Origin of the sequence: Streptomyces boluensis (assembly GCF_009908195.1) — a bacterium.
Classification (GTDB): Bacteria; Actinomycetota; Actinomycetes; order Streptomycetales; family Streptomycetaceae; genus Streptomyces; species Streptomyces boluensis.
Map to the genome: position 1 here is coordinate 1 of NZ_JAAAHS010000304.1, position 9,550 is coordinate 9,550.

Annotated in this window: 8 protein-coding genes; 2 read left to right on the forward strand and 6 right to left on the reverse strand. The window is 69.7% G+C overall.

Annotated elements, in window-relative coordinates; genetic code table 11:
- Window positions 1–35: 35 nt before the first annotated feature.
- Window positions 36–1,436 carry an FAD-dependent oxidoreductase gene (locus GUY60_RS28495; protein WP_161702923.1) on the reverse strand — a complete coding sequence of 467 codons (1,401 nt, stop codon included), beginning with the start codon at window positions 1,434–1,436 and terminating at the stop codon, window positions 36–38.
- A gap of 93 nt (window positions 1,437–1,529) precedes the next feature.
- Window positions 1,530–2,216: a DUF305 domain-containing protein gene (locus GUY60_RS28500; protein WP_161702910.1), complete on the reverse strand. Its 687-nt coding sequence runs from the start codon at window positions 2,214–2,216 to the stop codon at window positions 1,530–1,532.
- 187 nt (window positions 2,217–2,403) lie between these two features.
- Between GUY60_RS28500 and GUY60_RS28505 the strand changes: the two genes are divergently transcribed.
- Entirely contained in the window at window positions 2,404–3,903 is a 1,500-nt protein-coding gene (locus GUY60_RS28505) for an LVIVD repeat-containing protein (protein WP_161702912.1), read from the forward strand.
- 68 nt (window positions 3,904–3,971) lie between these two features.
- Here the strand turns inward: GUY60_RS28505 and GUY60_RS28510 are convergent, their stop codons facing one another.
- From GUY60_RS28510 to GUY60_RS28520, 3 genes are all read right to left on the reverse strand, one after another.
- Window positions 3,972–4,604 carry a TetR/AcrR family transcriptional regulator gene (locus tag GUY60_RS28510; protein WP_161702914.1) on the reverse strand — a complete coding sequence of 211 codons (633 nt, stop codon included), beginning with the start codon at window positions 4,602–4,604 and terminating at the stop codon, window positions 3,972–3,974.
- Window positions 4,605–4,789: 185 nt separating this feature from the next.
- Window positions 4,790–5,233: a VOC family protein gene (locus tag GUY60_RS28515; protein ID WP_161702916.1), complete on the reverse strand. Its 444-nt coding sequence runs from the start codon at window positions 5,231–5,233 to the stop codon at window positions 4,790–4,792.
- 22 nt (window positions 5,234–5,255) lie between these two features.
- Entirely contained in the window at window positions 5,256–5,894 is a 639-nt protein-coding gene (locus tag GUY60_RS28520) for a Type-2Aa cytolytic delta-endotoxin (RefSeq protein WP_161702918.1), read from the reverse strand.
- A gap of 261 nt (window positions 5,895–6,155) precedes the next feature.
- Between GUY60_RS28520 and GUY60_RS28525 the strand changes: the two genes are divergently transcribed.
- Window positions 6,156–7,994, forward strand: a complete 1,839-nt coding sequence (locus tag GUY60_RS28525; protein ID WP_161702919.1) for an alpha-L-fucosidase — start codon at window positions 6,156–6,158, stop codon at window positions 7,992–7,994.
- Between the two features lie 70 nt (window positions 7,995–8,064).
- Here GUY60_RS28525 and GUY60_RS28530 read toward each other — a convergent pair whose 3' ends face one another.
- Window positions 8,065–9,522 (reverse strand): alpha-amylase, encoded by a 1,458-nt coding sequence (locus tag GUY60_RS28530; protein WP_161702921.1) that lies wholly within the window; start codon window positions 9,520–9,522, stop codon window positions 8,065–8,067.
- Window positions 9,523–9,550 lie beyond the last annotated feature (28 nt).

A 9,550-nucleotide genomic window follows, 5' to 3' on the forward strand; every position in this document is an offset into this window, starting at 1 on the left:
GGGCAGGACGGGGCGGGGTGCTCAGTCCTCCGTGCTCAGTCCTCCGTGCCGTTCCGTGCCGCCGCGAGCAGTCCCGCCCAGTCCGGGATCTTCACCGGGCCGCGGCCGAGGGAAGCGCCGAGTGCCGCCTCGGCGCGCTCGATGGACTGCCAGCCGGTCCACTCGACGGGGCGCAGGCCGAGGGCGCGCAGCGCGGTGAGCGGGTCGGTGGTGTGCTCGCGCGGCGGACGCGGGTGTGAAGTGGCGTCCTCAAGCAGGGAGTTGACGGTTTCCTTGGCGCACGGGCGGTTGGTGCCGATGACTCCGGTGGGGCCGCGTTTGATCCACCCCGCCACGTACTCACCCGGTGCGACACGGCCGTCGCGCAGCACCCGGCCCGCCGCGTTCGGCACGGTGCCGGACGCGGTGTCGAAGGGCAGCCCGTCGAGCGGCACCCCGCGATAGCCGACCGAGCGGAGCACCAACTGCGCCTCGATGTCCTCGAATTCACCGGTGCCGTGCACTCCGCCCCGGCCGTCCGGCAGAGTGCGCTCAAAACGTACGCCGCCGACCCGGCCGCCGACGTCGAGCAGCTCGCAGGGGCGCAGGAAGAACCGCAGGTGGATGCGGCGGGCATGGCCCTGGGGCGGGAGCTCGGCCCAGGAGTGCAGTACGTCGACGTTGCGCCGGTTCGGCGCGGGCAGTGACGACGGGTCCGCCCAGTCCGGGTCGAGCGCCAACTCCTCGGCGTCCACGGCGACTTCGGCCTCGCGGAGGGTGGCCAGCTCGCGCAGTTCCTTGGTGGTGAACTTGGCCTGCGAGGGGCCGCGCCGGCCCACCATGTGCACGTCGCGCACCGTGCTGCGGGCCAGTGCGTCCAGGGCGCCCTGCGGAATGTCGGTGGGCCGGAGATCGTCGGCGCCGCGGGCCAGGATGCGGCACACGTCGACGGCCACATTGCCCACGCCGATCACCACGGCGGACCGCACGTCGCGGACGAAGGTGTCCTCGACGGCGTCCGGATGCGCGCTGTACCAGGACACGAACTCGGTGGCCGACCAGCTGCCCGGCAGGTCCTCGCCCGGAATCCCCAGGTGCCGGTCGGTGGCGGCGCCCACGCAGTACACCACCGCGTCGTACAGCTCCAGGAGCTGGTCGGGCCGCACGCCGTCCGCGCCGACCTGGACGCCGCCGAGGAAGCGGACGCGGGGGTCGTCGAGCACGGTCCGCAGATTGTTCTGCAGCGACTTGATCTTCTCGTGGTCGGGGGCGACGCCATACCTGACCAGGCCGTACGGGCACGGCAGCCGGTCGAGCACGTCGACGCGGATGTCCTGGGGCCCGACCTCCTCGGGGCCGGCCGCGCCGGGGTGGGCCCGGTCCGGGGCGTGGCTGACCAGGGTCTGCGCGGTGTAGACCCCGCTCGGTCCCGATCCGACGACGGCGACATGCAGCACGGCGGGCTCCTTCCACGGGGTGCCCGGGGGTGCTTCCAGCATCGCACCGGAGCCCGCACAAGGGGAGACGCGCGCCGGTGGCGCCCGGACCGCTCAGGACATCTCGCGCATCCGGCCGATCTCGCTGGTCTGTTGGGCCACGGTGTCGTTGGCCATCTCCTCGATCTGCACGTTGTTGCCCTCGGAGAGCAGATCGGTGGCCATGGTGACGGCGCCGCCGTGGTGCGTGATCATCAGCTTCAGGAAAAGCTGGTCGAAGGCCTTGCCGTCCGCCGCCTTCAACGTCTTGAGCTGGGCCTCGGTGGCCATGCCCGGCATCGGGGCGTCGCCGTGGTGGTCGTGGCCGCCGCCCTCGCTCGGGCGTTTGTCCGCGTCGTGGTTCTTCAGCCAGCCCTTCATGGCGTCGATCTCCGGGCCCTGCGCGGCGGCGATGCGTTCGGCGAGGCGCTTCACGGGGGTGGACTGGGCGCGTTCCGGGGCGAGTTCGGTCATGACGAGGGCCTGCGCGTGGTGCTCGATCATCATGTCGGCGTAGCTGAAGTCAGCCGAGTTGGGGGTGTCGTCGTCGGCCATCTCGGCGGCTTCCTCCGGCGAGATCCGCTCCGCCTCCTCGCCCGGCTTGCCCGGCGCGATCACCGAGGGGCCGTTCTCGCCGGAGCCGTCGGCCGCTTTGTCATCTGCTGACGAGGCGTCACATCCGGTGAGTACGAGGCCGATGACGACCGCGGTCGCCACGGCGGTGAGTGCGCGGACACGCTGGGGTCTGCGGCGGATCGGCACAACTGCCTCCTGAAACACAGGTGAAAGACGAGCGGGACGAGTGACCGTTCCTAGCACGCTTCCGTACGGCGATGATCGGAAACTTACATGACAAGTACGTTGCCATCTGTTGATATGGGCATGGCGAGCACGATACTGCGGGTGTCCGTGAACCGTTCAACTCTGAACGGCTACAAGGGAGGACGCAGTGACCCTGTTGAACGAACCCCGAGCGCGGCGCAGACGCCTGGGTGTCTTCGCCGCGGCCGCCGGGCTCGCCGCAGCGCTCCTGACGGCAGGACCTGCCGCAGCGACACCCGACCCGGGCGACGCGCCCACCAAGCGCGAGGTCTCCAAGAGTGAGCAGGCCGAGGCCGAGCAGGCGATCAGGGACGGCGAGATACCCGCGCCCGACGAGATCGTGCACTCCGACAACATCGAGCACCTCGGGAACATCCCCAAGGACGCGCTCCCCGGCACCAATTCGGACCTGGCCTTCCAGGGCAAGTACGCGTTCGCCGGCAACTACGACGGCTTCCGCGTCTTCGACATCAGCGACCCGAAGGCGCCCAAGACCGTGGCGCAGGTGCTGTGTCCCGGTTCGCAGAACGACATCTCGGTCTCCGGGAACCTGCTGTTCCTGTCCACCGACTCGTCGCGCAGCGACAGTTCCTGCAGCAGCACCACACAGCCGGCGACCGAGAAGTCCTCGTGGGAGGGCATGAAGGTCTTCGACATCAGCGACAAGGCCAACCCGAAGTACGTCGCCGCCGTCGAGACCGCCTGCGGCTCGCACACCCACACCCTGGTGCCCGAGCGCAAGAACGTGTACGTGTACGTCTCCTCGTACTCGCCGAGCGCGACGTTCCCGGACTGCCAGCCTCCGCACGACGGCATCTCCGTCATCAAGGTGCCGCGCAGCGCGCCCGAGCAGGCCAAGGTCGTCGGCTTCCCGGTGCTCTTCCCCGGTGACGGCCCCGACGGCGGCGGTAACCCGGGTGCGCCCACCAACCCGGGCGTCTCCAAGACCACCGGCTGCCACGACATCACCGTGCTGCCCTCCAAGGACCTCGCGGCGGGCGCCTGCATGGGCGACGGCATCCTCTTCGACATCGCGGACCCGGAGCGGCCGAAGGTCATCGACCAGGTCCAGGACAACGTGAACTTCGCGTTCTGGCACTCGGCGACCTTCAACCAGAGTGCGAACAAGGTCGTCTTCACCGACGAGCTCGGCGGCGGCGGCGCGGCCACCTGCAACGAGGCCACCGGTCCCGACCGGGGCGCCGACGGCATCTACGAGATCAAGGGCAGCGGCGACAACCGCAAGCTGGTCTTCAAGAGCTACTTCAAGATCCCGCGCCACCAGGCCGACACCGAGAACTGTGTCGCCCACAACGGCTCGCTCATCCCGGTCAAGGGCAAGGACCTGATGGTCCAGGCCTGGTACCAGGGCGGCGTCTCCGTCTGGGACTTCACCGACTCGGCGAAGCCGAAGGAGATCGCGTACTTCGAGCGCGGCCCGCTGTCCACCGACGCCATCAAGTCGGGCGGCTCCTGGTCGGCGTACTACTACAACGGCTACATCTACTCGAACGACATGGCCAAGGGCTTCGACGTACTGAAGATCAACGACAGCCGTACGGACCCGGCCAAGGACGTCCGGATGAGCGAGCTGAACGTCCAGTCACAGCCCGACTACTTCGACTGACGGGCCGTAACACACCAACGGGCCCTGGAATCAGGCCCGTTCGCTGCCCGGTGAGCGGCTCGCGCCGTTCACCGGGTGAGCGTCGGCATGGTCCCGCCGGGTGGCTTCGCGCTCGGCGGGACGCCCAACTCCCAGTCCAGGCCGTACCGTTGGAACAGATCGTCGCGCAGGGTGTCCGCGGGCATCGGCGCGCCGGGCAGCAGCACCGCGAAGACGGCGCCCATCAACAGCGCCCGCAGCAACGGGTATGCGGCGTCCACGTCGGCCGCGCCGTACCGTCGCAAGGTGTCCCGCAGCAGCTCCGCGAGCCGCTGCTGCTCGGGGCACTGCACGAAACCCTCCGCCTGCAGGATGCCCGCCATGTGCGTTCGCATCAGGACCGGACGCTCCTGCGCGAGCCCCAGGATCGCGTCGATGGCGCGGGCGAGACGCTCGCGGCCGTCGTCCGTGCGCGGCTCCCGCTCCAGGGCCGCTTCGAGGGTGCGGTTCATCAGGCGGTGCACCGCGGACTGGAGCAGCTGGCTCTTGCCGGGGAAGTAGTACGACACCAGTCCGCGTGCGGCACCGGCCAGATCCGCGATGTCACCCAGCGTGGTCGCCTCGTACCCGCGCTCACCGACGAGCGTGACCGTCGCGTCGAGCAGCCGCTCGCGGGAGCGCCGCCGCAGTTCCTCGTTGACCGCTGCGCTCCGGGGGGTCATCCTGTAACTCCTGCGTTGACTGGCTCTGAGCCAACTATACTCAGCGTGTGCTGGTCAGGGCCCTTTCGGGCCCTGTTCAGGGTTGCCGTTCGCATTTCGGGCGACACGGGGGATCGTCCGAAATGCGACGGCCAAGCCCTGTTCCGGTACGGCCGTCGACCTGGGCAAAAGGCCTGAAATCCAGCCTACGCCGACGGCCCCTCACCAAAGTCAGGCAGCGTGAGCGACCCGTCGTCCGCCAACGCGAAGCCCGGGTTGTGGGCGATCTCCCAGGGGTGGCCGTCCGGGTCGAGGAAGACGCCTGTGTAGAAGCCGAGCGGGGAATGTGTGCCCGGCTTGGTGATCCTCGCCCCGGCCTCGGAGGCCGTGGTCAGGAGGGCGTCGACCTCCGCGGCCGAGCGCACATTGTGGGCCAGGGCGATCCCGCCGAACCCCGGAGCGCGGGCGTCCTCGATGCCGCAGTCGGCGGCGAGCTTCGCCCGCGACCACAGCACCAGGGCGAGCCCGCCGGCCTGGAAGAAGACGGTCTCCTCGACCTCCTGGCCGCGCCAGCCCAACGCCTCGTAGAAGGCGCGGGAGCGGGCCAGGTCGTCGACACCGAGCGTGATCAGGCTGAGTCGTTGTTCCATCCGGCCACGGTAGTCGCGCCGCTCAGGCCACCGGCTGCCGAACGCACAACGCGTCGAGGCGGATCGAGTACGGGGCCGTGTCCTCCACCGAAAGCTCCAGGACCTGCGCACGGTCCAGGCCGACCGTCACATGCACGCAGAAGGCCACCACGTACAGGAAGCCCTCCGTCTCCTCGTCCTCCAGGGCGAACAGCAGGTGGTAGTCGTAGCTCGTGCCCTCGGCGGTCGGCCGCAGGACCAGGTGCGGGGCGTCGAGCTGCTCGCCGAGGCCGACGAACGCACTGGTCAGGGCCTTCTCGGTGCGCTCCCAGAACTCGTCGTTGTCCAGCGGCCTGGACAGCGCCTGGCGTACGGCCTCCTTGAGGGTGAGCACCATCACATGGGTCGGCGCCTGCTCCTGCAGCCCGAAGCCGGGGATGATCCGGACCAGCGAGCCGCCCGGCAGATCCTTCGCCGCCGCCTGGATCGGCCCGAACCGGAACTCCGCCGCCGACTCGGCGAGCGCCGACTGGAAGCGGGCCTCTGCGGCCGCCACCAGGTCCTTGGCCGCGGGTGACACCTCGAACAGCGGCTTGAACGCGACCGTGGCCGTCCCGGCTCCGCCGGTCCGCCCGTCGGCTGCGGACTGCTCGGCCTGTGCGGTGGTGCTCAAGTCCGTCATCGGCTTCTCCCCTGCGCCTGGCGTGATCGATGTGCGGCGACAGTATGCACGCGGGGGCGCGCGCCGCAGCGGCCTGTCTCGCCCGGCGGACGGAGAGTTGACGGGGAGTTGGGTGCTTCCGCCTTTGAAGAGGCGGGAAACATCGGACCGGTGGCCGGAGAGTGGCTCAACTCTTCGGTCGATATGGCCAGTTGCTGGCGTTGACATCCGATGTCTGGGCTTCTACGGTCCCCAGCGATCCGACGATTCAGGAGCCGCCCCATGCGCACACCCCGCAGCCGCACCAGGCGAAGAGTCACCGCACTGACCCTGCTCCTCACCGCCGCGCTCGCCGCCGCGGCCCTGCCCGCCGCGAGCGCCGCACCCACGGCCGGGCGACCCGAGGCGGGACCCGGCACCGATCACGCCACCGACGACCCGTTCACCGCCGACCGCACCGCGTGGTTCCGGCAGGACCGGTTCGGCATGTTCATCCACTTCGGCGCCTACTCCCAGCTCGAGGGCGAGTACACCCGCCCGGACGGCACCGTGTGCCGTGACGCCGAGTGGATCCAGCGGGAGTGCGACATCCCGAAGGACGCGTACGAGAAGCAGGCCGCGGCCTTCGACCCGGCCGAGTTCGACGCGAAGGCCGTCGTCGCGGCCGCCAAGGGTGCCGGGATGAAGTACCTCGTCATCACGTCCAAGCACCACGACGGCTACGCGATGTGGCCCACCGAGGTCAACTCCTGGAATCTGCGCGACCATTCGGCGTTCGACAAGCGCCGCGACATCCTCGCCGAACTCAAGGAAGCGGCCGACGACGCGGGCATCAAGCTCGGCTTCTACTACTCGATCTGGGACTGGCACGACCCGGACTTCCACGACCCCGCGACCTTCCCCCGGTACGAGAAGCGGATGTACGCCCAGCTCAAGGAGCTCGTCGACCGGTACGACCCGGCGCTGCTCTGGTTCGACGGTGAGTGGGACACGGACAAGCCGCACAACCCGTGGACCGCGCGGGACGGCGAGCGCCTTGAGGCGTATCTGCGCGGACTCGACCCGGACCTCGTCATCAACAACCGGGTCGGCAAACGCCGCGTCGTCGACGGCGACTACGGCACGCCCGAGCAGGAGATCCCCGACGCCCCGGTCGACGGTCAGCTGTGGGAGTCCTGCATGACCCTCAACGGGCACTGGGCGTACGCCCGTTACGACGAGAACTGGAAGTCGTCCACCAGCCTCGTCCGCAACCTCCTCGCCACCACGTCCCGCAGCGGCAACTACCTCCTCAACGTCGGCCCCGATTCCCGTGGCCGCATCCCCGAGCCCTCCCTCGACCGGCTCCGCGACATCGGCGCCTGGCTGCGTACCGACGGCCAGGGCGAGGCGGTGTACGGCGCGGGCTACGGCGGGCTCGTCGAGGAACCGGCCTGGGGAGCGGTCAGCCGCAAGGGCGACAAGCTGTACGCGGCCGTCACCGACTGGCCCGGACCGGGCGCCGCGCTGCACCTGAAGGCGCGTACTGGCTTCGCGGTGACCTCGGCACGGGTGCTCGGCTCCGACCAGCGGGTGACCGTCACCGCGTCCGGCGACGGCTACGACCTCACGCCGTCCGGGGCGGCCACCAACCCCACGGCGACCGTCGTCGAACTCACCGTCGACCCCGGCCCGACCGCGCCCGAAGGCCACGGGAAGGGCCTGCGGCAGGAGATCTTCGACAACCCCGAGCTGACCGGCGCCCCGAAGGTCACCCGGGTCGACGCGGAGGTCAACCACGCCTGGAAATACACCGGTTCACCGCATCCGGGCATCCCGTCGGACGGCTTCGGCGTCCGCTGGACCGGCGCCGTCGAGCCGCGCCGCACGGAGACGTACACCTTGACGACGGTCTCCGACGACCGGGCGCGGGTGTGGATCGACGGGAAGCTGGTCATCGACGCGTGGGACCCGCACGAGCCGCGCGTCGACAAGGCGCGGGTCGAGCTGAAGGCGGGCACCCGGCACGCCATCAGGATCGACTACGCGGAGCAGAGCGGCGAGGCCCATATGAAGCTCCTCTGGTCAAGCCCGGGACAGGACCAACAGGTGGTGCCGCGCGCGCAGTTGTACGTGGAGTGAGTGGAACGATACGCGACGGGTGGCCGCCGTTCCCCGCACGGGAACGGCGGCCACCGGAGAGCCGGTCGGGTCAGCTCGCGCCGGGGTGGAACGCGACGGCCGACTTGGCGGGCAGGTCGAGCTTCGCCTTGCCGCCGGAGACCGTCACCTTGCCCGCGCAGTCCTTGCTCAGGACGTCGCAGTACGTGCCGTCCGGCACCTGCGTGCCGAACTCCGCGGTCACCGCCGCACCGGAGTTGTTCACGGCGACGAAGCCCTTCGTGCCGCGCCCGAAGCCGATGACGTTGCCCTGCGGCGACTGGAAGTCGGTCACGTCCGCGTCACCGACGGCGGCCCGCCAGCCCACCATGCCGGTCACCCGCGGGTCGCGGTCCAGGCAGTCCCAGGCGCCGTTCCCGCAGTCCGTGTCGGTGACGAAGCCGTTGCCGTCGGCGGGCGGCGACGCGTCCTTGTTGTCGTACGTGAAGCCCGCGTAGACGGCCGGTGCCGCGTGCTTCCAGCCCAGCTGGAACACGTTGGCGAGGACCGCGGTGTCACCGTCCTTGTAGGAGAGGTGGCGGCCTTCCCGCTCGGTGTCGTGGTTGGTCACGAACGACACCGACTTGTCGCCCGGGAGCAGCCCGTTGCCGAAGTCCTTCAGGGACGCGATGTCGCCCTGGAAGGCGGACTTGAGCTGGTCGGCGTACCCGAAGTCGAGCACCCTGCCGCTGCCGTAGTACTCGTCGGGGTTGGGCGTCGCGCCGGGGAACACCTCGTGGAAGACGTACGGCGCCGAGCCGTCCGCCGTGGTGTTCAACTGGCCGACGATCGCCTCCAGGTCACCGGCCGGTATGTGCTTCGACGCGTCGAAGCGGAAGCCCGAAACCCCCAGCTCTATCTGGGAGTTGAGATACCCGGCGATCTTCGAGCGGACCCCTTCGCTGCCCGTCTTCAGGTCGGGCAGGCCGAGCAGTTCGCAGTTCTGCACCTCCCACTTGTCGTTCCAGTTGCTGATGGTGCGGTTGCACACGTCCACGTTGTAGTCGGACTTCTGGTACATCGCGGGCTGGTACTTGTCGGTCACCTTCGTGCCCGCGTAGCCGGTGCCGGCGGTGGCGGAGGTGTGGTTGATGACGGCGTCGGTGTAGACCTTCACACCGGCCTCGCCGCACGCCTTCGTCATCGCGGCGAAGTCGTCCTTGTTGCCGAAACGGCTGTTCAACTCGTAGCTGTACGGCTGGTACACGTCCCACCAGTTGCCGTCCGGGTGCGCGAGCGACTCGGCGGGCGGGGCCACCCACACCGCGGAGTAACCGGTCGGGCCGAGGACGTCGGAGCACTCGGCGGCCACCGACTTCCAGTTCCACGACCACAGGTTGGCGATCACGTCCTGGCCGGCCGCCGCGGCTTCGGTCTTGGCCTTGGCCTTGGGGGCGGCATCGGCCTGGGGCACGGGCGCCGCGTTCGCGGGCTGGAGCACGGCCGCGCCGAGGAGCGCCGCCGAACCCGCCGCCGCGGCGGCGACCAGCGATCTGCTGAGCTTGCTCATGGGGATCCTTCTCTGTGGGGGTGAGGTG

Bases quoted from the DNA above. Each gene is read 5' to 3' on its own strand.
- GUY60_RS28525 (WP_161702919.1), top strand. From the start codon at position 6,156: ATGCGCACACCCCGCAGCCGCACCAGGCGAAGAGTCACCGCACTGACC.
- GUY60_RS28515 (WP_161702916.1), bottom strand. From the start codon at position 5,233: ATGGAACAACGACTCAGCCTGATCACGCTCGGTGTCGACGACCTGGCC.
- GUY60_RS28510 (WP_161702914.1), bottom strand. From the start codon at position 4,604: ATGACCCCCCGGAGCGCAGCGGTCAACGAGGAACTGCGGCGGCGCTCC.
- GUY60_RS28530 (WP_161702921.1), bottom strand. From the start codon at position 9,522: ATGAGCAAGCTCAGCAGATCGCTGGTCGCCGCCGCGGCGGCGGGTTCG.
- GUY60_RS28520 (WP_161702918.1), bottom strand. From the start codon at position 5,894: ATGACGGACTTGAGCACCACCGCACAGGCCGAGCAGTCCGCAGCCGAC.